General features: G+C 62.1%; 21 protein-coding genes. 14 read left to right on the top strand and 7 right to left on the bottom strand.

Annotated elements, in window-relative coordinates:
• Positions 1 to 221 precede the first annotated feature (221 nt).
• Positions 222 to 758, bottom strand: a complete 537-nt coding sequence (locus G3O01_RS05245; RefSeq protein ID WP_205803460.1) for a single-stranded DNA-binding protein — start codon at positions 756 to 758, stop codon at positions 222 to 224.
• Between the two features lie 127 nt (positions 759 to 885).
• The gene (locus G3O01_RS05240) at positions 886 to 2,073 is read right to left on the bottom strand and encodes an MFS transporter (RefSeq protein ID WP_205803714.1); all 1,188 of its coding nucleotides are present in this window, start codon (positions 2,071 to 2,073) and stop codon (positions 886 to 888) included.
• A 282-nt stretch (positions 2,074 to 2,355) separates the two neighbouring features.
• On the opposite strand from G3O01_RS05240, the gene uvrA reads away from it, so the two are divergent.
• From uvrA to G3O01_RS05225, 3 genes are all read left to right on the top strand, one after another.
• On the top strand, positions 2,356 to 5,496 hold the full coding sequence (gene uvrA, locus G3O01_RS05235; RefSeq protein ID WP_205803459.1) for an excinuclease ABC subunit UvrA: 3,141 nt from the start codon (positions 2,356 to 2,358) through the stop codon (positions 5,494 to 5,496).
• A 21-nt stretch (positions 5,497 to 5,517) separates the two neighbouring features.
• Positions 5,518 to 6,603 (top strand): AI-2E family transporter, encoded by a 1,086-nt coding sequence (locus tag G3O01_RS05230; RefSeq protein WP_205803458.1) that lies wholly within the window; start codon positions 5,518 to 5,520, stop codon positions 6,601 to 6,603.
• Between the two features lie 267 nt (positions 6,604 to 6,870).
• The gene (locus G3O01_RS05225; RefSeq protein ID WP_205803457.1) at positions 6,871 to 8,109 is read left to right on the top strand and encodes a PepSY-associated TM helix domain-containing protein; all 1,239 of its coding nucleotides are present in this window, start codon (positions 6,871 to 6,873) and stop codon (positions 8,107 to 8,109) included.
• 70 nt (positions 8,110 to 8,179) lie between these two features.
• Here the strand turns inward: G3O01_RS05225 and purU are convergent, their stop codons facing one another.
• The 5 genes from purU to G3O01_RS05200 all read right to left on the bottom strand — a co-directional run bounded on the left by purU (position 8,180) and on the right by G3O01_RS05200 (position 13,349).
• Positions 8,180 to 9,043: a formyltetrahydrofolate deformylase gene (gene purU, locus G3O01_RS05220; protein ID WP_205803456.1), complete on the bottom strand. Its 864-nt coding sequence runs from the start codon at positions 9,041 to 9,043 to the stop codon at positions 8,180 to 8,182.
• Between the two features lie 60 nt (positions 9,044 to 9,103).
• Positions 9,104 to 9,964 (bottom strand): DUF4743 domain-containing protein, encoded by an 861-nt coding sequence (locus G3O01_RS05215; RefSeq protein ID WP_205803455.1) that lies wholly within the window; start codon positions 9,962 to 9,964, stop codon positions 9,104 to 9,106.
• A gap of 51 nt (positions 9,965 to 10,015) precedes the next feature.
• On the bottom strand, positions 10,016 to 10,630 hold the full coding sequence (locus G3O01_RS05210) for a LysE family translocator (protein ID WP_205803454.1): 615 nt from the start codon (positions 10,628 to 10,630) through the stop codon (positions 10,016 to 10,018).
• Positions 10,631 to 10,655: 25 nt separating this feature from the next.
• Positions 10,656 to 11,222 carry an adenine phosphoribosyltransferase gene (locus G3O01_RS05205; protein ID WP_205803453.1) on the bottom strand — a complete coding sequence of 189 codons (567 nt, stop codon included), beginning with the start codon at positions 11,220 to 11,222 and terminating at the stop codon, positions 10,656 to 10,658.
• Between the two features lie 126 nt (positions 11,223 to 11,348).
• Positions 11,349 to 13,349 carry a monovalent cation:proton antiporter family protein gene (locus tag G3O01_RS05200; RefSeq protein ID WP_205803713.1) on the bottom strand — a complete coding sequence of 667 codons (2,001 nt, stop codon included), beginning with the start codon at positions 13,347 to 13,349 and terminating at the stop codon, positions 11,349 to 11,351.
• Positions 13,350 to 13,497: 148 nt separating this feature from the next.
• On the opposite strand from G3O01_RS05200, the gene kdsD reads away from it, so the two are divergent.
• The 11 genes from kdsD (at position 13,498) to G3O01_RS05145 (ending at position 22,974) form a co-directional block, all read left to right on the top strand.
• The gene (gene kdsD / locus G3O01_RS05195) at positions 13,498 to 14,481 is read left to right on the top strand and encodes an arabinose 5-phosphate isomerase KdsD (protein WP_205803452.1); all 984 of its coding nucleotides are present in this window, start codon (positions 13,498 to 13,500) and stop codon (positions 14,479 to 14,481) included.
• On the top strand, positions 14,481 to 15,044 hold the full coding sequence (locus G3O01_RS05190; RefSeq protein ID WP_205803451.1) for an HAD family hydrolase: 564 nt from the start codon (positions 14,481 to 14,483) through the stop codon (positions 15,042 to 15,044). The genes kdsD and G3O01_RS05190 overlap by 1 nt, the downstream gene beginning before the upstream one ends.
• The gene (gene lptC, locus G3O01_RS05185; protein WP_205803450.1) at positions 15,041 to 15,637 is read left to right on the top strand and encodes an LPS export ABC transporter periplasmic protein LptC; all 597 of its coding nucleotides are present in this window, start codon (positions 15,041 to 15,043) and stop codon (positions 15,635 to 15,637) included. The genes G3O01_RS05190 and lptC overlap by 4 nt, the downstream gene beginning before the upstream one ends.
• Positions 15,638 to 15,666: 29 nt before the next feature.
• Complete coding sequence (gene lptA, locus G3O01_RS05180; RefSeq protein ID WP_205803449.1) at positions 15,667 to 16,344, top strand: lipopolysaccharide transport periplasmic protein LptA; 678 nt, start codon at positions 15,667 to 15,669, stop codon at positions 16,342 to 16,344.
• Entirely contained in the window at positions 16,341 to 17,123 is a 783-nt protein-coding gene (gene lptB / locus G3O01_RS05175; RefSeq protein WP_060599301.1) for an LPS export ABC transporter ATP-binding protein, read from the top strand. The genes lptA and lptB overlap by 4 nt, the downstream gene beginning before the upstream one ends.
• 219 nt (positions 17,124 to 17,342) lie before the next feature.
• Entirely contained in the window at positions 17,343 to 18,860 is a 1,518-nt protein-coding gene (locus tag G3O01_RS05170) for an RNA polymerase factor sigma-54 (RefSeq protein WP_205803448.1), read from the top strand.
• Positions 18,861 to 19,035: 175 nt separating this feature from the next.
• Positions 19,036 to 19,395, top strand: coding sequence for a ribosome-associated translation inhibitor RaiA (gene raiA, locus G3O01_RS05165; RefSeq protein WP_012399744.1), 360 nt, complete (start codon positions 19,036 to 19,038; stop codon positions 19,393 to 19,395).
• A 279-nt stretch (positions 19,396 to 19,674) separates the two neighbouring features.
• Entirely contained in the window at positions 19,675 to 20,190 is a 516-nt protein-coding gene (locus G3O01_RS05160) for a PTS sugar transporter subunit IIA (RefSeq protein WP_035538101.1), read from the top strand.
• Positions 20,191 to 20,339: 149 nt separating this feature from the next.
• Positions 20,340 to 21,308, top strand: coding sequence for an HPr(Ser) kinase/phosphatase (gene hprK, locus G3O01_RS05155; RefSeq protein WP_028365019.1), 969 nt, complete (start codon positions 20,340 to 20,342; stop codon positions 21,306 to 21,308).
• A gap of 78 nt (positions 21,309 to 21,386) precedes the next feature.
• On the top strand, positions 21,387 to 22,280 hold the full coding sequence (rapZ, locus tag G3O01_RS05150; RefSeq protein WP_205803447.1) for an RNase adapter RapZ: 894 nt from the start codon (positions 21,387 to 21,389) through the stop codon (positions 22,278 to 22,280).
• A gap of 58 nt (positions 22,281 to 22,338) precedes the next feature.
• Entirely contained in the window at positions 22,339 to 22,974 is a 636-nt protein-coding gene (locus tag G3O01_RS05145; RefSeq protein ID WP_205803446.1) for an LON peptidase substrate-binding domain-containing protein, read from the top strand.
• The last annotated feature ends 10 nt before the right edge of the window (positions 22,975 to 22,984 follow it).

Genomic DNA, 22,984 nt, shown 5'->3' with positions numbered 1-22,984 from the left:
AAGTTTACGTTCTTCACCAGGGGGAAATGCGCCCTCTCATGGCTGGTGGCCCACTCGCCCTAATAATCTTTACGAAATTTGCTTACGCGCAAAATTCGCGGTCGCCGCGGTATACCCTCCGCTCAATCTTGACATTATTCCCAGGCTGTAATTAGCATATAGATAAAGAAAAACCCCACCAAAAGGCGGGGTTGATCTTTACATTTTCTGATTACGGGTGGTCAGAACGGGATATCGTCATCCATCTCATCGAACCCGCCGCCAGCCGGCGCGCTCGGACGGCTTTGACCGCCACCGCCGCCACCGCCCGACACACGCCCACCACCGCCGCCGCCCGACATACGGCCACCGCCGCCGCCACCGCGCTCCATCGAGTCGCCACGGCTGTAGCCGCCGTCATCGCCACCGCCGCCGCCCGCACCGCCGCGGCTGCCGAGCATCTGCATCTGTTCAGCGACGATTTCCGTCGAGTAACGGTCGGTGCCGTCCTGCGCCTGATACTTGCGCGTGCGAATACGGCCTTCGATATACACCGACGAGCCTTTCTTCAGGTATTCCGACACGATCTCGGCAAGGCGCCCGAAGAACGAAATGCGGTGCCATTCCGTCATTTCCTTGAATTCGCCCGACTGCTTGTCCTTGTAGCGATCGGTCGTGGCAAGGCGAATGTTCGCCACTGCGTCGCCGCTCGGCAGATAACGGACTTCCGGATCGGCACCCAGATTGCCGAGCAGAATGACCTTGTTCACGGATGCCATGAGTTTCTCCTGTTGATTCCGTTTCCGGCGACGCGGCACTGGTGGCTCTTAACGCCACGGCCGCTTGTGTCAAGTGACCGGAAAGCGCGCCCCGTAACCCGCCGCCTGTAAATTCATGCCCTAAAACTTATGCCTTGCGCGGCGGCTGTTTCATGCTGGCCGCGATTATAAGCCAGGCAGCAACGAGCCCCGAACAGGCAAAGAAAACCGCGCTTTGCCCGTCGACCTTCAGCAACCAGCCGCCGATCACGCCGCCCATCGCAAGACCGATCGACTGCGTGGTGTTGTACACCCCCGCCGCCGCGCCCTTTCGCGTGCCCGGCGCCAGCTTCGATACCAGCGAAGGCTGCGACGCCTCCAGAATATTGAAGCCGAGAAAGTAGACGAACAGAATCGCCGCCACAGACATGATGGTATGCGGTGCGACGCCAAGAAGTAATTGTCCGATCAGGATAAGACCAATCGCACCCAGCAGCACCGCTTTCATCTTGCCGCGTTTCTCGGCGGCAATGATGGCGGGAACCATCATCACGAACGCGAGGCCCATCACGGGCAGGTAGATCTTCCAGTGCGACGCAACCGACAGTCCGCCCGCTTCGAGAATGCGCGGCACCACGAGGAACAGCGCGGTCTGGGTCGCGTGCAGCACCAGCACGCCGAAATTCAGGCGCAGCAGTTCCTTGTTGTGCAGGACTTCGTGGAACGGTGCAGGCACGTGCACCGGCTTGGGCGCATCGGGCACGATCCACAGCACGACGCCGATCGCGAGAATCGAGAAGATGCCGACCAGCGTGAAGAGACCGCTCATGCCGAGATAATGGAACACGATCGGCGCGCCGACGATCGCCACCGCGAACGACACGCCAATCGAGCCGCCCACCATCGCCATTGCCTTGGTGCGATGCTCTTCCGCCGTCAGGTCCGCGATGAACGCGATCACCGCCGACGACACCGCGCCCATCCCCTGAATCACGCGGCCGACGATGATCCACGTCATGTCGTGCGCGAACGCGGCAACGAAGCTGCCGAGCGCGAAGATCAGCAGGCCCGTCACGATCACCGGCTTGCGGCCGACCATGTCGGACACCCAGCCGTAGAAGATGTACAGCAGCGATTGCGTGACGCCATACGCGCCCAGCGCAATGCCGACCAGCAGCACGTTGTCGCCGCCCGGAATCGTCTTCGCGTAGATCGAGAAGACGGGCATGATCATGAAGAGACCCAGCATGCGCAGCGCGAAGATCGCGGCAAGCGACACGGTCGCGCGCAACTCGGGCGCGCTCATGCGTGTAGACGAAGCGGACGGATTGGACATCGGGAACGAATATTGAATGAACGGACAGCGAATCGCGCAGAAGCCGCATGCACGACGCACGCGCGGCACCTGACGCTGACCGAGCTTACAACGGGTGACGGCTGTCTTGCAGAAGGCAGAAATCGCCCTTATATACGAGCCACTCCCACCACGCTGAACCGCAAAAAAACGACGCTTTCGACCTTGTCAGCACGCCGTTTGCGCGCTGTCAGGAAGCCGTAACGGCGGTCTGGAAAAGTCGTTATAGTAGCAGGTTTAGCCTTCTCCTCTTCCCGCCGGTTCATGGAACAAATCCGTATCCGTGGGGCTCGGACCCACAACCTGAAGAACGTCAATCTCGACTTGCCGCGTCACAAGCTGGTCGTGATTACCGGCCTGTCCGGCTCGGGCAAATCGTCGCTCGCCTTCGACACGCTCTACGCCGAAGGCCAGCGCCGCTATGTGGAGAGCCTGTCCGCGTACGCCCGGCAATTCCTGCAGCTGATGGAAAAGCCGGACGTCGATCTGATCGAGGGTCTGTCGCCCGCCATTTCGATCGAGCAGAAAGCGACCTCGCACAACCCGCGCTCGACGGTCGGTACCGTCACCGAAATCCACGACTACCTGCGACTTCTTTACGCACGTGTCGGCACGCCTTACTGCCCGGACCACGAAATTCCGCTCGAGGCGCAAAGCGTCTCGCAGATGGTGGACGCCGCGCTCGCGCTGCCCGAAGACACGAAGCTGATGATCCTCGCGCCCGTCGTCGCCAACCGTAAAGGCGAGCACACGGAGCTGTTCGAGGACATGCAGGCTCAAGGCTTCATCCGTTTTCGCGTGCGCTCGGGCGGCGGTACGTCCAATGAAGGCGTCGCGAAGATCTATGAAGTCGACTCGCTGCCGCAGCTGAAGAAGAACGACAAGCACACGATCGACGTGGTCGTCGACCGCCTGAAGGTGCGCGCCGACGCGAAGCAGCGTCTGGCCGAATCGTTCGAAACCGCGCTGCGTCTGGCCGACGGCCGCGCGATCGCGCTCGAAATGGACACGGACAAGGAGCATCTGTTCAGCTCAAAGTTCGCCTGCCCGATCTGCTCGTACTCACTGCAAGAGCTTGAGCCGCGCCTCTTCTCGTTCAACAACCCGATGGGCGCTTGCCCGGAATGCGACGGCCTGGGCCAGATCACCTTCTTCGATCCGAAGCGGGTGGTCGCGCATCCGTCGCTGTCGCTGGCGGCGGGCGCCGTCAAGGGCTGGGACCGGCGCAACCAGTTCTACTTCCAGATGCTGCAAAGCCTCGCGGCGTTCTACGACTTCGATATCGACACCGCGTTCGAAGACTTGCCGGAAAAAGTGCGCAACACGCTGCTGTACGGCTCGGGAACGCAGACGGTGCCGTTCTCGTACATCAACGAGCGCGGCCGCACGTCCGTGCGCGAGCATGTGTTCGAAGGGATCATCCCGAATCTGGAGCGGCGTTATCGCGAGACGGATTCCGTCGCGGTGCGCGAAGAACTCGCGAAGTATCAGAACAATCAGGCGTGCCCGTCATGTGAAGGCACGCGCCTGCGCCGCGAAGCGCGCTTCGTGCGTATCGGCACGGGGAAGGATGCGCGCGGCATCTATGAAATCAGCGGCTGGCCGCTGCGCGATTCGCTCGGCTATTTCCAGACGCTGCGGCTCGAAGGCTCGAAGCGCGAAATCGCCGACAAGGTCATCAAGGAAATCGTCGCGCGTCTGATGTTCCTGAATAACGTCGGGCTCGATTATCTGTCGCTGGAACGCAGCGCTGAGACGCTGTCGGGCGGCGAGGCGCAGCGTATCCGGCTCGCGTCGCAGATCGGCTCGGGGCTCACAGGCGTGATGTACGTGCTCGACGAGCCGTCCATCGGCCTGCATCAGCGCGACAACGACCGGCTCATTTCGACGCTCAAGCATCTGCGCGATCTCGGCAATTCGGTGATCGTCGTCGAGCATGACGAAGACATGATCCGCATGGCCGATTACGTCGTCGACATGGGACCGGGCGCGGGCGAGCACGGCGGCATGGTGATCGCGGAAGGCACGCCTGTCGAAGTGCAGGAAGATCCTGCGTCGATGACGGGCCAGTATCTGTCGGGCGCGCGCCGCATCGAATTCCCCGACGACCGAAAGCAGCCCGACGAGCGTCATCTGCGCATCGTCGAGGCTTATGGCAACAACCTGAAGCATGTATCGCTCGATCTGCCCGTGGGTCTGCTGACCTGCGTGACGGGCGTATCCGGCTCGGGCAAGTCGACGCTGATCAACGACACGCTTTATCACGCGGTCGCGCAGCATCTGTATGGTTCGTCCACCGAGCCGTCGCCGTTCGAGGCCATCGAAGGCCTCGAGCATTTCGACAAGGTGATCAACGTCGATCAGTCGCCGATCGGCCGCACGCCGCGTTCGAACCCGGCGACCTACACGGGCGTGTTCACGCCGATCCGCGAGTTGTTTGCGGGCGTGCCCGCCGCAAAGGAACGCGGCTACGATCCGGGCCGCTTCTCGTTCAACGTGAAGGGCGGACGCTGCGAATCGTGCCAGGGCGACGGCGTGCTGAAGGTCGAGATGCACTTCCTGCCGGATGTGTACGTCCCGTGCGATGTCTGCCACGGCAAGCGCTACAACCGCGAAACGCTCGACGTGCTCTACAAAGGCCAGAACATCAGCGAAGTGCTGGACATGACGGTCGAGCACGCGTACGACTTCTTCAAGGCGGTGCCGGTCGTCGCGCGCAAGCTGAAGACGCTGCTCGACGTCGGCCTGGGCTATATCCGGCTCGGCCAGTCGGCGACCACGCTGTCGGGCGGCGAAGCGCAGCGCGTGAAGCTGTCGCTGGAACTGAGCAAGCGTGATACGGGTCGCACACTTTATATCCTCGACGAGCCGACCACCGGTTTGCACTTCCACGATATCGCGCTGCTGCTCGAAGTGATTCATCGGTTGCGAGATCAAGGAAATACCGTGGTCATCATCGAGCATAATCTCGATGTGATAAAAACTGCCGACTGGGTCATCGATCTCGGTCCGGAAGGCGGTGCAGGTGGCGGGCAGATCATCGCGCAAGGCACGCCGGAGCAGGTCGCGAACTCGAAGGCAAGTTTTACCGGTCGCTATCTCGCGCCGCTGTTGCAGCGCGACAAGGCCGGTGGTGCACTGCCAGCGGGCGCGGACTATGCGACGCAGCCAGACGGTGAAGCTGAAGCAGCGGACGAGGAAGCCGAGGCAACCGTCGATGAAAGCGCCGCAGAATCCGCTGCAGATTCCGCGAAACCGGCCGTAAAAGCGGCAAGGCCGAAAAAGGCCGTCGCCGCGGATGCACCCAAGCCGGCGTCGAAATCGACAGCGAAGCCGGCGGCCGGGAAGGCAAAAGCAACGGGCAAGGCGCCAGCGAAGTCCGGCAAGTCGAGCGTAAAAACCTGAGGTTGGAGACTATAGAGAGCCATGGCCAAGCGTAATCAGGCCCGTGAAGACGGGCAGGTGCAGGATCTGCGCCCTCGCCCGGTCAGGCTGACCAGCGACATGAGCCTGCCGAAATTGTCGGCAGTCGAAATCGGCAGCTACATCGTCGCGCTGCTCGCGATGTGGGCGGTGCTCGAACTGAAGCTGCTGGGCGCGCTGCTCGCCGGCATGCTCGTGTTCCAGCTCGTCCATACGCTTGCGCCGCGCATCGAGAAGCACATGTCGAGCGGGCGGGCGCGCTGGCTCTCGGTGGTGATTCTGTCCGTGGTGATCGTCGGCGCGCTGACAGGCTTCACCGTCGCGATCATCGAGCACTTCGAGAAAGACGTGCCTAGCGTGCAAAAGCTGCTCGATCAGGCGATGTCATTGATCGATCAGGCGCGCGGGCGGCTGCCGCAATTCGTCGCGCAGAACCTGCCCGTTTCCACCGAGCAGATGAAGGAAAAAGCCGCTGTGCTGATGCAGACGCACGCGAGCACGCTGTCACAAGGCGGCAAGAACGCGGCGCGCATCTTCACGCATGTGCTGATCGGCATGATCATCGGCGCGATCATCGCGGTCGGCGCGACCCGGCACATGCAAAGGCTGCCGTTGTCGACGGCGTTCATCACGCGCGTCAGCCGTTTCGCCGATGCGTTCCGCCGTATCGTGTTCGCGCAAGTGAAGATTTCGGCCATCAACACGGTGTTCACGGGCATCTTCCTGTTGCTGCTGTTGCCGCTCTTTCACGCGCCGCTGCCGATGGCGAAGACGCTCGTCATCATCACGTTCATCGTTGGGCTGCTGCCTGTGATCGGCAATCTGATCTCGAATACGCTGATCGTGGCGGTCGCGCTATCGGTGAGCTTTCCGGCGGCCGTGACGGCGCTGATCTTCCTGATCCTGATTCACAAGCTCGAGTATTTCCTGAACGCGCGGATCATCGGCGGACAGATCGAGGCGCGCGCGTGGGAACTGCTGATCGCGATGCTCGTGATGGAAGCCGCGTTCGGTATTCCGGGCGTGATTGCCGCGCCGATCTTCTATGCGTATATCAAGCGCGAGCTGATTTATCTGCGGCTCGTGTGACCGGAACCCGAACATACGCAAAAAAGGGCGACCGCAGGGCCGCCTTTTTTATTTCCCCACGCCGTCGATTTTCCCCATTCATTTGCATGCGGCGTTTTGTCGCACCATCAAAACGTTGCAACAAAAAGAGCCCATCTCCTTACGAAACTCTTGCGACATCTGCATTGGCGCCATAAGATGCGAATCGTTCTTATTCGCAAGGCAATGCGCCGTCATGTCCCCAGTTTCTCCGCCGATCACGGCCATCCCATTCGACGGGAGCCGCGCATGAGACCCGTGCTCGTGCGCCTGCACCGCTGGTTCGGCATCGGGATCGCGCTATTTCTGGCCATCGCCGGGCTGACGGGCGCGCTGATCGCGTGGGATCACGAACTCGACGCGATGCTCAATCCGACCTTCTTCCACGCACAAAGCGAGGCGCAGCCGCTGCCGTCGCTGGAACTCGCGCGCCGTGTCGAAGCGAACGATCCGCGCCTGCAGGTGACGTATCTGCCGCTCTCCGTCGAGCCAGGCCACGCGTTGCAGATGATGGTGCTGCCGCGCGTCGATCCGAAGACGAACCAGCCTTATCCGCTCGATTTCAACCAGATCGCCGTCGATCCCGCCACGGGCGCGATCCAGAGCCGCCGCGAATGGGGCGCGTTGTCCGTCGCGCGTCTGAATCTGATGCCGTTCATCTACAAGCTGCACTACACGCTGTTTTTGCCGTTCACGGGCGGCATCGACATCGGCACGTGGCTGATGGGCATCGTCGGGATCGTGTGGATTTTCGATAGCGCGATCGCGCTCGTGCTGGCGTTTCCGAGCATGAAGGCGTGGAAGAAGTCGTTCGCGTTTCGCGTGAAGCGCGGCGGCTACGCAGTCACGTTCGATCTTCACCGTTCAGGCGGCGTGTGGATCTGGGGCTTGCTGCTGATGATGGCGGTGACGTCGGTGTCGATGAATCTGTCGATGCCCGTCGTGCAGCCTGTCGTCAAACTCTTCTCGAAGCTCACGCCGACGCCGTTCACCGATCCTTCGCTGATACCCACCGCGAAGCCGAACGAAGCGCCCATCGCGCGCGAAGAGATCCTGAACAAGGCGATCCAGGCGCGCGCCGACAAGCATATCGAAGCGCCGCCGGGCGCGATCTACTATGCGCCGATGTTCCATGTGTACGGCATCGGCTATTTCGGTGCCGGCGACGATCACGGCGACGGCGGCCTCGGCAACGCGTGGACATACTGGAACGCACAAAACGGCCAGCCACTCGGCACGACGATTCCGGGCAAAGGAACAGCGGGCGACCTCTTCATGCAGGCGCAATTCCCGCTGCATTCGGGCCGCATTCTCGGCATCGGCGGACGCATTCTGATCAGTTGCGTCGGCGTGATCGTCGCCATGCTGAGCGTGACGGGCCTGTTGATCTGGCTGAAGAAGATGAACGGGCGCCGCGCAGCAACAAATGCGCGCAAGACCAAGGCGCGCGTCGTCCAGACGCAGACGGAAAGCGCGGCTTCGCGCTAACGCATCGTCCATAAAAAAACCGGCGCTGCCGATCAAGGCACGCGCCGGTTTCTACGAAGCCAAAAACCAATCAGCGGAACACAACCGTCTTGCTGCCGTTCAGCACGATACGGTGCTCGACGTGCCACTTCACCGCACGCGCCAGCGTCACACATTCCACGTCGCGACCAATCGCCGTCAGTTGATCCGGCGTCATGCTGTGATCGACTCGCTCCACTTCCTGCTCGATGATCGGACCTTCGTCGAGATCCGTCGTCACGTAATGCGCGGTTGCGCCGATCAGCTTCACGCCGCGGTCGAATGCCTGGTAATACGGCTTCGCGCCCTTGAAACTCGGCAGGAACGAATGGTGAATGTTGATCGCGCGCCCTTCGAGCTTTGCACACAGTTCCGGCGACAGAATCTGCATGTATCGCGCGAGCACCACGAGGTCCGCCTTGCATTCGTCGATCACTTCGAGCACGCGCGCTTCCTGCTGCGCCTTCGCGTCTTTCGACGTCAACGGGAAGTGATGAAACGGAATGTCGTAGCTCGCGGCGAGCTGATAGAACTCTTTGTGGTTCGAGATGATCGCCGGAATCTCGATATTCAGTTGACCCGTGCGATAGCGGAACAACAGATCGTTCAGGCAGTGGCCGATCTTCGACACCATCAGCACCACGCGCGGCTTCACGTTCGCGTCGTGCAATTCCCAGCGCATGCCGAACTGCTCGGCGAGCGTCGCGAACGCGGTGCGCAGCGCGTCGAGGCCGGGATCGCCGCCCACTTGCTGGAAGTGGACGCGCATGAAAAATTCACCCGTGTGGCTGTCGCCGAATTGCGCGGAGTCGAGGATGTTGCTGCCGCGCTCGAACAGAAAGCCCGATACGGCGTGAACGATGCCGGGCCGATCGGCGCACGACAGTTTGAGAATAAAGCTGTGTTCGGTCGACATGACCTCGGTGACTCCCTTCTTCAATGCGTGTTTCGTGATGGTTTGCAACGCGTCGCTGCGTCAGGCGATAACGGGCGGCACGAACAGCGCGTCGATGCCCGCGCATGCATCTTCATCGATCCAGCGGCGGCGCAGCAGGCAATCGAGCGTCGCGAGACTTGCATCGACGGTCATCGCGCCTTCTTCGATCGCCTGCGCGACATCTTCGATGCGCGCCAGCCGATGCTCGCCCACTTCGCCGTCCTGATTGCGCGGCGCGAAATCTGCGGGCAACGCGAGATCGTAGATAAAAATCTGCTCGGCCTGCGTGCCTTCGGGCAACGACTGCAGCACATGCGCAGTGCGTCCTGCGACAGCACGCGCCGCGATCTCTTCAGGAATGCCCGCTTCTTCCCAGCATTCCTTGACGAGCGTTTCCGCCAGACTGAAACCCCAGCCGATGCCACCCGCCACGACGTTATCGAGCATGCCGGGATCGGTTGCCTTGGTGTCGCTGCGGCGCGCGATCCACAATTGCGGCGCACGGGGCGACGCAGAATCTGCATATTCTACGACGCCGTTCAGATGCACCGCGTACGTCATCGTGCCGAAGAAGCGCGACGCCGCGCGCTCTATGTAGGCGAGCGGCGGTGCATCGAAGGCATTGCGGATCGCATAGGTCTCGTTGCGCCAGCCCGGAATGCAGCCTTCAGCGGCCAGCGCGCCGATCACCGAACCAAGCGCCGCGCTGCGCAGATCGACCGTGTTGTAGAGCGGCGCAAGCGCGACCCGCTGCGTGTCGATGTCGAACACGTCGGGCCAGCGCGTGAGGAGCGGCACATCGCTCGCACGAATCCAGCCGACACGCTCACCGTCGATCACAAACGGAACATGCGACGCAGGATCGAAACGGCGCGCGGCAACGATGCAAGGCAAAGACATGAAAACTCCAGACAGCGATACGTGTAGACAGCTCTGGCGCCAGACGAAGAATCAGTCGCGCAGTGCAACGCGAATGCCGATCGCGATGAATGTCGCGCCCGCCAAACGATCGAGCCACACGCCTGCGCGCGGCCGGCGCTTCAGCCATCCGCCGATCATGCCCGCGCACACGCCGAACAGCGAGAACACGAAGACCGTCTGCAACATGAACAGCGCGCCCAGTTCGAGCATCTGCAGCGTGACGCTCTGCACACCATGCGGATCGACGAATTGCGGCAGGAACACGACGAAGAACAGCGTCACCTTCGGGTTCAGCATGTTGCCGATCACGCTCTGCCGGAAGATCGACATGAGCGGCTGCGGAGGGCGCTCGTGCGCGGTTGCGAGACCTTTGCTGCGGATGGCCTTGATGCCGATCCAGACCAGATACGCAGCACCCGCAAGCTTGATGATCTCGAACGCAACGGGCGACGAACGCAGCACGGCCGCAACGCCGAGCGCGGCGAGCGTCGTATGAAACGAAATGCCCGCTGCGAAGCCGAGCGCCGCGACGAAACCTGCTGCGCGCCCTTGCGAAATGCCGCGCGCGAGAACCTGCAGATTGTCGGGACCGGGTGCAAACGTGATCGCTATCGACGTCGCGAGAAAAAGCAGGAAGTTGGGCATCGCGCAAACGCTCCGAGCAAAGAGATCAGTGGCCGCCGAACGACGTGACGGTGTAAAGCGGCAAGCCCGCTTCGCGCAGCAGCGCCGAGCCGCCGAGATCGGGCAGATCGACGATCGCCGCGCCTTCGATCACCGTCGCGCCAAGCCGCTCGAGCAGGTTCTTGCCCGCCATCATCGTACCGCCCGTCGCAATCAGGTCGTCGACGATCACGACGCGGTCGCCCGGCTTGCAGGCGTCTTCGTGAATTTCGACGGTCGCCGTACCGTATTCGAGTTCGTACGACTCGGACACGGTTTTGTACGGCAGCTTGCCGATCTTGCGGATCGGAATGAAGCCGAGATTCAGCTCATACGCGAGAATCGGCGCAATGATGAAGCCGCGTGCGTCGAGCCCGGCAATGTAGTCGAGCTTCAGGTCGATATAACGCTGCACGAACATATCGATCAGCACGCGCAGGGACTTCGGCTTTTGCAGCAGCGGCGTGATATCGCGAAACTGCACGCCGGGCTGAGGCCAGTCGGGCACCGTGCGGATCTGGCTGTTGATGTATTCGGCCGCATCGAATGGCTGATTCGCAGGCGCAATGGACATGATGACTCCAGACGGGTCGATGACGACCCTGATATTTCCAGTGAATTGCGTGAGTGCCGCGCGCGCCCGTCAAATGGGGTGAACGGCGCGCGCCGCGTGATCTACGGTGAAGAAATGCAGCAAGCGTCAGGCCGCCGCCGCGCCGCGCCGATGCTTCGACAGACGCTCTTCCGCTTCGGCCAGCGCTTCGGGCAGGCCGCGCAGCACGACGATGTCGCTCGCGCGCAGCTTGGTCGACGGATCGGGCTCGACGCCGCGAATGCCGTGCCGGCGGATCGCCGTCACTTCGACACCCAGATCGAACAAACCCAGCTCTTCGAGCGTGCGCCCGACGGCATCGGCTTTTTCGTCGACGGGCACCGATTGTAGCCGCACCTGCTCGTGACCGTCGTCGTCTTCCACGTCGTCGGCGCCGTGGAAGTAGCCGCGCAGCAGACTATAACGCTCGTCGCGCAGTTCCTCGACGCGCCGCACGACGCGCCGCATCGGCACGCCCATCACGACGAGCGTGTGCGATGCGAGCATCAGGCTGCCTTCGACGATCTCCGGAATCACTTCCGTCGCGCCCGCTGCGAGGAGCTTTTCGAGGTCGCTGTCGTCGACGGTGCGCACGATCACGGGCAGCGTCGGTTCGAGTTCGTGGATGTTGTGCAGCACGCGCAGCGCGGACGGTGTGTTCGCGTACGTAATCGCCACCGTCGCCGCGCGATGGATACCGGCAGCAAGCAGCGACTCGCGCCGCCCTGCATCGCCGAACACGACCGATTCGCCCGCCGCCGCGGCCGCTGCGACACGATCGGGATCCAGGTCGAGCGCGACGTACGACAGCCCTTCGTGCTCCAGCATGCGCGCAAGATTCTGCCCCGCGCGGCCATAACCGCAGATGATCACGTGGCCGCTCTGCTTGAGGCTTTGCGTGGCGATGCGCGTCATTTGCAGCGACTGCATCATCCATTCAGTCGACGACAGCCGCAGCACGATGCGATCCGCGTTCTGGATCATGAACGGCGCGGCGAGCATCGACAGCAGCATCGCGGCGAGGATGGCCTGCAGCAACGTGGCGTCGACGAGATGTTTATCCAGAATCAGGTTGAGCAGCACGAAGCCGAATTCGCCCGCCTGCGCGAGGCCGATACCCGTGCGCATCGCGACGCCCGGCGACGCGCCGAACAGACGCGCAAGCCCCGTGATCATCACCGCTTTCAGCAGCACCGGGCCGAGCAGGAACGCCAGAACGATCAGCGGATGCTCCCAGATCACCACCGGATTCAGCAGCATGCCGGTGGTCACGAAGAAGAGCCCGAGCAGCACGTCGCGAAACGGCTTGATGTCTTCTTCCACCTGATGCCGGTACGGCGTTTCGGCGATCAACATACCCGCGATGAACGCACCGAGCGCGAGCGACAAACCGAATTTATCGGTGATGAAGGCTGCGCCCAGCGTGACGAGCAGCAGGTTCAGGATGAACAGTTCCTGCGAGCGGCGCCGCGCGACCACGTTGAACCAGCGCGTCATGAACTTCTGCCCGACGATCAAGAGCAGCGCCAGCGCAATGACAATCTTGATCGACGCGATGCCGAGCGACTTCATCAGATCGTCGGGGCTTCCGCCCAGCGCCGCGATGATGATCAGCAGCGGCACCACGGCCAGATCCTGGAACAGCAGCACGCCGAAGATATTGCGGCCATGCTCGGTTTCGATTTCGAGCCGCTCCGCGAGCATCTTGCTGACGATCGCCGTCGACGACATCGCCAGCGCACCGCCCAGCGCGACGCTTCCCTGCCACGAGATATGCACCCAGCGCTCGAGCACGAAGCCGAGCGACACAGCGACGGCAATCGTGCCTAGCACCTGCAGCAGCCCGAGGCCGAACACGAGCCGGCGCATCGAGCGCAATTTGGCGAGCGAAAACTCCAGCCCGATCGAGAACATCAGGAACACGACGCCGAATTCGGCGAGATTCTGCGCGCCCACCGAATCCGGCACGATGCCGAATGCGTGCGGCCCGACGACGATGCCGACGGTCAGATAGCCGAGCATCGGCGGCAGGTTCAGATAGCGGAACACGACGACGCCCACCACTGATGCCAGCAGCAGGAACAGCGTCATTTCGAGCGGCGAAATCATCGGCAAAAGCGCATGGGAAAGAGCATCCTGGTTCGTCGGCGAAGCTGCGCGCAAACGCCCGCGCAGCAAGGTTGAGAGGCCCGTGAAGGCAATGTCCGGAAAGGTCGTTCCCGGCGCGGCGAACATGCGCCTTTGCTATACTCCCCGGATGATAGCGAAAATCAATGGCGACCGGGCGCTTGCGCTCGCTCGCGACGTGCTCGACATCGAAGCGGACGCCGTGCGTTCGCTTCGCGACCATCTCGACGACTCATTCCTCGAAGCAATCGACTTCATTCTCGGCTGCCGTGGTCGCGTGGTCGTCTCCGGCATCGGCAAATCCGGCCATATCGCGCGCAAGCTTGCAGCAACGCTCGCGAGCACCGGTACGCCTGCGTTCTTCGTGCATCCCGCGGAAGCCAGCCACGGCGACCTCGGCATGGTGACGGCGGACGACGTCTTCATCGGCATGTCGAATTCCGGCGAATCGGAAGAACTCGTTGCGATCCTGCCGCTCGTCAAGCGCATTGGCGCGAAGATGATCGCGATGACGGGCCGTCCCGGTTCGAGTCTCGCCCGAATTGCTGACGTCCATCTATATTGCGGCGTCGAAAAAGAAGCGTGTCCAATGAATCTCGCGCCGACGGCCAGCACCACAGCCGCGCTCGCACTCGGCGACGCACTCGCCGTGGCCGTGCTCGAAGCGCGCGGCTTCGGCGCCGACGACTTCGCCCGCTCGCATCCGGGCGGCGCGCTCGGCCGCCGTTTGTTGACCTATGTGCACGACGTGATGCGCACGGGCGATCAGGTGCCGAAGGTGCTCGCCGGCTCGACCGTGCGCGACGCGCTGTTCCAGCTGACGGCCAAGCGCATGGGCATGACGGCTATCGTCGACGAAAACGAGCGGGTCAAGGGCATTTTCACCGATGGCGACCTGCGCCGCGTGCTCGAGCGCGATGGCGATTTCCGCGCACTTTCCATCGATTCCGTGATGACACACGGCCCGCGTTCGATCGGTCCCGACCGCCTCGCCGTCGAAGCCGTGGAACTGATGGAGCGTCACCGGATCAATCAGATGCTCGTCGTCGATGAAGCAGGCAAGCTGATCGGCGCACTCAACATGCACGATCTGTTTTCGAAGAAGGTGATCTGATGGCCCCTGCCGCGCTGACCGCAGCCGAACGCGCAAGCCGCGTGAAGCTGATGATTTTCGACGTCGATGGCGTGCTCACCGACGGCAGCCTGCTGTTTACCGCCGAAGGCGACACGATGAAGGCGTTCAACTCGATGGACGGTCACGGCGCCAAGCTGCTGCGCGAAGCCGGCATCGACACGGCGATCATCACCGGGCGCAAGTCGGAGATCGTCGCAAAGCGCGCGGAAAACCTGCGCATCACGCACGTCTATCAGGGCGTCGAGCACAAGCTCGCGGCATTTGAGCAGTTGCTGAAAGAAACGGGCCGCACGCCCGAAGAATGCGGCTTCATGGGCGACGACTGGGTCGATCTCGCTGTGATGCTGAAGGTCGGCTTCGCGGCGGCGCCCGCCAACTCGCATCCTGAAGTGATCGCCCGTGCGCACTGGGTCAGCGAAGCGCGCGGCGGCCATGGCGCCGTGCGCGAAGTGTGCGACGCGCTGCTGCGCGCGCAGGGCCGCTATGATGCGCTGCTCGCTGCCGCATGCAGCGGCGAGGTGCAGCGAGGCCTCGTCGGATGAACCGGTTTCGCTGGACTTCGCTGATCCCGCTCGTCGCGATGGCGGCGCTCGCCGGCATCACGTACTGGCTGCTGCAGGCCACGCTGCCGCGCAAGGACGAAGGCTTGATCAAGCCGAAACAGCATACGCCCGACTATTTCGCCGATAATTTCTCGGTGTCCGAACTCGATCAGTCGGGTGCGACGCAATACCGCCTTACCGCGACCAAGCTCGTACATTACGAGGACGACGAAAACAGCGACCTCACCATGCCTGCTATCCGCGCATTCCAGCCGGGCAAGCCCGTCGTTACGGCGACGGGCGACCGCGGCACGGTGAACGGCGATGCGTCGATCGTCGATCTGTACGACAACGCGCGCATCGTGCGCGACGCGGGTTTCGGCGACCCGCACATGCAGGCCGATTCGTCGCATTTCCGCGTGCTCGTGAACGACGATGTGATCGAGACGGAAAAGCCGGTTAAACTTCAGCGCGGCCAGTCGATCATGACGGCCAGCGGTATGAAATACAACAATGTCACCCGGGTCATCCAGCTATTCGGCAACGTGCGTGGCGCCATCGCCCCCGTCGACTCCGGCGGCTCTCCGAAGTAACCCGGGTAAATCCATTCCAGCGTGACTGCATGAACGAATCGTTCCCCCGTTTTGAATCCGGCCGCATGCGCGTGCTTCGCGCGAGCCGCGCCGGGCTGGCGGCACTCCTGATCGCACTGCCGCTGGCCGGTTTTGCGCCGCTCGCGCACGCCGAACGTGCCGACAAGGACAAGCCGCTCAACATCGAAGCGGACAACATGACGTACGACGACCTCAAACAGGTCAATATCTTCACCGGCCACGTGGTCGCGACCAAAGGCACGATCGTCATCAAGGCAGACCGCGTCGAAGTGACGCAGGATCCGCAGGGCTATCAATATGCAACGGGCACGTCGACGGGCAAGAACCTGTCGTACTTCCGCCAGAAGCGCGATGGTGTCGACGAATACATCGACGGCGATGCTGAACGCATCGACTACGACGGCAAGCAGGACCTGACCACGCTGACGACGCGCGCAACCGTGCGCCGCCTGCAAGGTCTGAACACGATCGTGGACGAAGTGCACGGCAGCGTCATCACGTACGACGGCCAGAACGACTTCTATACGGCGAAGGCCGGTAAGGACGTCGCCGGTCCCGGCAACCCGAACGGCCGCGTGCGCGCGATGCTGTCGCCGCGCAACGGCGGTGCCCAGCCGATCAGCGGCCCGTCCGCGACGCTGCAGCCTACCAACCAATTCCAGGGACAAGGAACGACGAAGCCGTGAGCGCCCCCGCCCTTCCCAACCGAAAGCCGGCGGGCACCAGCAGTTCGCTCGTCGTCCGCAATCTGAAAAAGCGCTATGGTTCGCGCACGGTCGTCAAGGACGTATCGCTCGACGTGAAGAGCGGCGAAGTGGTCGGCCTGCTCGGCCCGAACGGCGCCGGCAAGACCACGTCGTTCTACATGATCGTCGGTCTCGTGCCGCTCGACGCCGGCGAGATCGATCTCGACGGCAAGTCGATCAGTCTTCTACCCATCCACAAGCGCGCGTCGCTCGGCCTGTCGTATCTGCCGCAGGAAGCGTCCGTGTTCCGCAAGCTGTCGGTCGAAGAGAACATTCGTGCCGTGCTCGAGCTGCAGATCGGCGAAGACGGCAAGCGTCTGTCGAAAGATGCGATCGCGTCGCGCACGGAAGCGCTGCTCGACGAACTGCAGATTGCGCATCTGCGTGAGAACCCTGCGCTGTCGCTGTCGGGCGGTGAACGCCGCCGCGTGGAAATCGCGCGTGCGCTCGCGACCAATCCGAGCTTCATCCTGCTCGACGAACCGTTCGCGGGCGTCGACCCGATCGCCGTTCTGGAAATCCAGAAGATCGTGAAGTTCCTGAAGCAGCGCAACATCGGCGTGCTCATCACGGATCACAACGTTCGCGAGACACTCGGTATCTGCGATCACGCATATATCATCAGCGACGGCAGCGTGCTCGCGGCCGGCGCACCCGGCGACATCATTGAAAACGAGAGCGTGCGCCGCGTCTATCTGGGCGAACACTTCCGCATGTAAGGCGCGCACGCGGCGCGTGGACGCCGCGTGCAGCTCCGCCCTCACGGCCCGCTCCGGGCCGCCTCAAAAGTCAGGTTGAGTAATTTTGACGGGCTACGCTGGCGCGCTCGCGCTCGCGTTATCGCCTCGTCGCGTCAAAATCTGGGGCACACGCGTTTTTGCGGGTGTCGCCAGGTATCGCGGTCGTGGCAAACTCTCTACAATGAATCACACATTGCCATGAAAGCCAGCCTCCAACTCCGCCTGTCGCAGCATCTTGCGCTGACACCACAACTGCAACAGTCCATCCGGCTGCTGCAGCTGTCTACGCTTGAACTGCAACAGGAAGTCTCGATGGCGATCTCCCAGAATCCGCTGCTCGAAGCGGAGGACGACTGGATCGCGAGTCCGTTGCGCGTTGCCGCCGACGGTACGGTGATCGCGCAGACGTCGCAGAACAATGCGCCGGAAGAAATGTCGAGCGCGCCGCCGTCGTCTTCGTCCACGTCGTCCAGCGAGAGTTCGGAAAGCAGCGAGCCGCAGGGCGTCGACGAATACAACGGGCTGGGCTCGGATGCGAACGGTGATTCGAGCCAGTGGAATCTCGACGATTACGGCCGTTCGGGCAACGCATCGGACGACGACGATCTGCCGCCGCTGCAGATCCACGAATCGACCACGACGCTGCGCGATCACCTGACTGCTCAACTTCGTGTAACGGGCGCGAGTTCGCGCGACCGTGCGCTCATCACGTTCCTGATCGAATCGCTCGACGACGACGGCTATCTGACCGCCACGTTCGATGAAATCCTTGCCGATCTGCCGGAAGAACTCGAAGTCGATACCGATGAACTGAACGCGGCTCTGGCTTTGCTGCATAGCTTCGACCCGGCTGGTGTCGGCGCGCGTTCGGCTTCGGAATGTCTGCGTTTGCAGCTCTGCCGGCTCGATCCGTCGCCCACCCGCACGCTCGCACTCGATATTGTCGCGCATCATCTGGAACTGCTTGCAGCGCGCGATTTCACGCGTCTGCGCAAGTACCTGAAGGCCAGCGACGACGACCTGCGCGAAGCGCATGCGCTGATCCGCTCGCTCGAGCCGTTCCCCGGCGCGGCGTACGGCAAGGCGGAAGCGGACTACGTGGTGCCCGACATCATGGTGCGCAAAACAGCACAGGGATGGCAGGCAGAACTGAATCCGGAAGTGGTGCCGAAGCTGCGCATCAACCATCTGTACGCGAATATCCTGCGTAACAACCGCGGCGATCCGGGCAGTGGTTCGCTGCGTCAACAGCTTCAGGAAGCGCGCTGGCTGATCAAGAATATCCAGCAGCGTTTCGAGACGATCCTGCGTGTCGCGCAGGCAATTGTCGAACGTCAAAAGAACTTTTTCGCACATGGCGAAATTGCCATGCGCCCCTTGGTTTTGCGGGAAATAGCTGATACGCTGGGTTTACACGAGTCGACGGTCTCGCGTGTGACAACCGGCAAGTACATGCTCACCCCGTTCGGGACGCTTGAATTTAAGTACTTCTTCGGATCGCACGTATCCACCGACACCGGGGGCGCGGCCTCTTCAACGGCCATTCGCGCACTCATCAAGCAACTGATAGGAGCGGAAGACACCAAATCTCCTCTTTCAGACAGCCGCATTGCCGAACTGCTGGCCGAACAGGGTTTCGTCGTCGCGCGCCGCACAGTTGCGAAGTACCGCGAAGCACTGAAAATCCCGGCAGTCAATCTGCGCAAGTCTCTTTAGCCCGCTACTTCCCGTGGCGGGCATTTTCCGGCCGCGCCGCTGTTTGGCGGAGCAGGCTGGCCGATGCGACCTGCCAGTAGCCTTGTCAAACGGGGGACGGCGTGGCAGATCGAGCGATCGACCAGCGCTCGCGCGATTCATGCGGACCAGGCGGCCACTAGCTTGGAGAAGCACTATGAATCTGAAGATCAGTGGACACCATCTCGATGTAACGCCAGCGTTGCGAGAATACGTGATCACCAAACTTGACAGGGTGCTAAGACATTTCGATCAGGTGATCGATGGCAGTGTGGTCCTCTCGGTCGACAACCACAAGGAAAAGGAAAAGAGACAAAAGGTTGAAATCAACCTGCATCTGAAGGGCAAGGACATTTTCGTCGAAAGCTGTGATGGCGACCTCTACGCCGCGATCGACCTGATGATCGACAAGCTGGACCGGCAAGTCATTCGTCACAAGGATCGCCTGCAGGGCCATCAGCACGAAGCGATCAAGTATCAGCCGCTGGCGGCGCAACCCGAAGTGCCACCGCAATAAGCCAGTTAGAGGCTTTTCCTTAACCCCGCAGAACCGCCCGATATCGGGCGGTTTTTTGTTATCTGACCGATGCATGCGCGCACAGCTTGATACGTTATGTGCGGCACCCCATTTTTTGACGGATGGCGCGGCGCACCATCGGTAGCAACCCTGTTCTATAATAAATCGGTTACCTTCGGGGTCTTTGTCCAGCCCGAGCCCTGCACAAAGGGATCATTGCGGGTCTCAAGAGCAGGGTTCATCGCGCATCGCTGGATTCGCCATGAGCAGCTGCGAGGCATGGAACGCTTTTCAATCGCCACAGCGAGGAGAATCCAGGCGACCTTTGCGCCTGTCAACATGAATCGTTTAGCCAAATATCTTCCCCTCGAAAACGTCGTCGTCGGTCTAGCGGTCACCAGCAAGAAGCGCGTATTCGAGCAAGCGGGCCTGATCTTCGAAAACCAGAACGGCATCGCCCGCAGCACAGTGACTGACAATCTGTTCGCGCGCGAGCGCCTCGGTTCGACGGGGCTCGGCGAGGGCGTTGCCATTCCGCACGGCCGCATCAAGGGCCTCAAGCAGCCGCTCGCCGCCTTCGTGCGGCTGGCCGATCCGATCCCGTTCGAATCGCCAGACGGCCAGCCCGTCTCGCTGCTCATCTTCCTGCTCGTTCCCGAACAGGCAACGCAGCAGCACCTTGAAATCCTGTCGGAGATCGCCCAACTGTTGTCGGATCGCGAAGCGCGCGAACGGTTGCACACAGAAGAGGACCGCGAGGCGTTGCATCGCCTGCTGACTCAGTGGCAACCTTGACGTATTGTCGGCGCATCGCGGCCTTCGAGCGTTCTATATAGAACACGCCGCGACACGTCCGGCCGCGGGTGCGCGGCGGACAGGCGGGTACACACAGCAGCACCCAGGCGGCACACGCGGCACATACGAGGTCAGGGAGTCAGGGATTCATGGATACGTCCAGCATCAACGCCCAAAGCATTTTCGACGACAACGCCGCCGCGCTGAAACTCAGCTGGCTGACGGGGCATGAGGGCTGGGAACGCGGCTTCTCGGCGGAAACGGTTGCGACTGCAACCTCAAGCGCCGACCTCGTCGGCCACCTTAACCTGATCCACCCGAACCGGATCCAGGTGCTCGGCGATGCCGAAACCAACTACTACCAGCGTCAATCCGACGAAGACCGCTCGCGCCACATGGCCGAGCTGATTGCGCTGGAGCCGCCGTTTCTCGTGGTCGCAGGCGGCGTCGCCGCACCGCCGGAACTGGTCCTGCGCTGCACGCGTTCGTCCACGCCGCTCTTCACGACGCCGATGTCGCCCGCTGCGGTGATCGACAGTTTGCGGCTTTACATGTCGCGCATCCTTGCGCCGCGTGCAACGCTGCACGGCGTGTTTCTGGACATCCTCGGCATGGGCGTGCTGCTGACGGGCGATTCCGGCCTCGGCAAGAGCGAACTCGGTCTCGAACTGATCTCGCGCGGCCATGGCCTCGTCGCGGATGATGCAGTCGACTTCGTACGCCTCGGCCCGGATTTCGTCGAAGGACGCTGCCCGCCTCTGCTGCAGAATCTGCTCGAAGTGCGCGGCCTCGGTCTGCTCGACATCAAGACGATCTTCGGTGAAACAGCCGTGCGCCGGAAGATGAAGCTCAAGCTGATCGTGCAGCTGGTGCGCCGCCCTGACGGTGAATTCCAGCGTCTGCCGCTCGAAAGCCAGACCGTCGACGTGCTCGGCCTGCCCATCAGCAAGGTCACGATTCAGGTGGCAGCCGGCCGAAACCTCGCAGTGCTGGTCGAAGCGGCAGTGCGCAACACGATCCTGCAACTGCGCGGCATCGACACGCTGCGCGACTTCATGGACCGCCAGCGCCTCGCAATGCAAGACCCCGATAGCCAGTTTCCCGGCAAGCTGATTTGACGCAGATGCGCGCAAAGCCGCGGCGGTACAGCGGGTGGCACCGGATGCTATGATGAACCGAACGGATTCCACGACTCCATGCGCATTATCCTGATCACCGGTATATCCGGCTCCGGCAAGTCTGTCGCGTTGAACGCGTTAGAAGACGCGGGCTACTACTGCGTCGACAATCTGCCGCCGCGCTTTCTGCCCGAACTCGCCGCGTACATCGCAGGCGACGGCCAGGACCGGCTCGCGGTGGCGATCGACGCACGCTCGGGCGCCTCGCTCGAAGACATGCCGGAAATGATCCGCGATCTCTCCGGCCATCACGACGTACGCGTGCTGTTCCTGAACGCCAGCACCCAGGCGCTGATCCAGCGCTTTTCTGAAACACGCCGCCGCCATCCGCTGTCGGGCTCGCCCGCGCACGATGCCGACGTCGGCCTGCTCACCTCGCTTGCCGAAGCGATCGAGCGCGAACGCGAACTGGTTGCGGGGCTTGCCGAGTTCGGCCATCAGATCGATACCAGCAACCTGCGGGCAAACGTTTTACGCGCGTGGGTCAAGCGTTTCATCGAACAGGAGCATACTGGCCTCGCGCTGATGTTCGAATCGTTTGGTTTCAAACGCGGCGTGCCACTCGACGCCGACTTCGTGTTCGACGTGCGCACGCTGCCCAATCCCTATTACGACCGTGAACTGCGTCCGCTGACCGGGCGCGACAAGCCCGTCATCGACTTTCTCGATGCCCTGCCCGTCGTCCAGCAGATGATCGGCGACATCGAGTCGTTCCTGCAGAAATGGCTGCCGCATTTCCGCGACGACAATCGCAGTTATCTCACCGTTGCAATCGGCTGTACGGGCGGACAGCACCGCTCGGTATTCATCGCCGAAACGCTCGCCGCGCGTTTCGCGACTGAAGCAAACGTGATAGTGCGGCATCGCGATGCGCCGATCGACGTCGACGACTCATCGAAACTGGTCGCCTGAGGGTCCCGCTGGTGGCTTGACCGGCCGCTCGGGGCGGCCCTAACCGAAGCGTTGCGCCATGTCCTCTACACCGTCCGTGCTTGCCGATGTGCCGCTGTTTCCATTGCACACAGTCCTGTTTCCCGACGGACTGCTGCCGCTGAAGATCTTCGAAGCCCGCTATCTCGACATGGCGCGCGACTGTCTGCGCGACAACACGTCGTTTGGCGTGTGCCTGCTAAAAAGCGGTGGTGAAGTTGCTCAGCCGAATGAACCATCCGTGCCGGAAGCCGTTGGATGCCTCGCGGAAATCGATGTATGCGATGTCGACGAGTTCGGCATGCTGCTGATTCGCGCGCGCGGCACCGAGCGGTTCCGGCTGCTGTCGCATCGCGTTGAATCGGGCGGCCTGCTGGTCGGCATGGCTGAGCTGATTGGCGGCGACGTGCCGCTCGAAGGCACCCACTACATGGAAAAGTTCGGTGCGTGCGCGGAAGTGCTCGAGCGCATCATCGCGACAATCCGTGAACGTGATCCCGAAAGCCTGCCGTTCGTCGAGCCGTTCAAGCTCGACGATCCGACGTGGGTATCGAACCGTCTATCAGAAGTGCTGCCGATCGCGCTAAAGGCGCGGCAAAAGCTGATGGAATTACGGGACGCCGGCGCGCGCATCGACGTCGTGCATCACTACATGCAGCAGCATCAGCTGCTCTAGCGCAGCCGTT

Origin of the sequence: Burkholderia sp. Ac-20365 (genome assembly GCF_017104715.1) — a bacterium.
In the GTDB taxonomy this organism is placed as follows: Bacteria; Pseudomonadota; Gammaproteobacteria; order Burkholderiales; family Burkholderiaceae; genus Paraburkholderia.
Note: the sequence above shows the minus strand (reverse complement) of the source record. Positions and strands in the feature narration are given on the sequence as shown.